The following is a 524-nucleotide window of genomic DNA, read 5'->3' as shown; positions in this document are numbered from 1 at the left end:
TAAAATAGTTTATAAAGTATCTGTGATCAGACGAACTAAACATGCTTCTACAGCAACTTGTACATTACCCATTTATATGGGCTTTCTCATGACAGAACCGAACTCTATTAGCTGCACACAACTTGCCGAGACTTATAATATCTCGCATGATAGTGTAAATCGCTTTCTGGAGCGTGAAGACTACACACCTCACGACCTATATCAAGAAGCAATTCAACATATTGATAATAATAAACTTATAGTCAGTATTGATGATACTGTTTTAGATAAACCATATAGTCAACATATGGACTTGGTTAGCTATTTTTGGTCAGGCAAACACCACCGATCCGTCAAGGGGATTAATCTCATTACCCTGTATGCGACAGATCAGAATGGTCAAAATATTCCAATTAATTTCCGAATTTATGACAAATCTGAGGGTAAAACCAAGAATGATTACTTTATGGATATGTTAAGTGAAGTACTTAGTTGGGGTGCAAAGATTCAATTTATTACAGGTGATAGTTGGTATTCATCGACTG

Annotated in this window: 1 pseudogene; it reads left to right on the top strand. The window is 35.7% G+C overall.

The features are described 5' to 3' along the window. Positions 1–22 precede the first annotated feature (22 nt). Positions 23–524, top strand: a pseudogene (locus HYG88_RS15165) (IS701 family transposase); the annotation flags it as partial.

The organism is Acinetobacter sp. SwsAc4, assembly GCF_013391535.1.
Taxonomy (GTDB): Bacteria; Pseudomonadota; Gammaproteobacteria; order Pseudomonadales; family Moraxellaceae; genus Acinetobacter.
The sequence above is the reverse complement of the archived record's forward strand: the minus strand, read 5'-3'. Positions and strand labels throughout refer to the sequence as shown.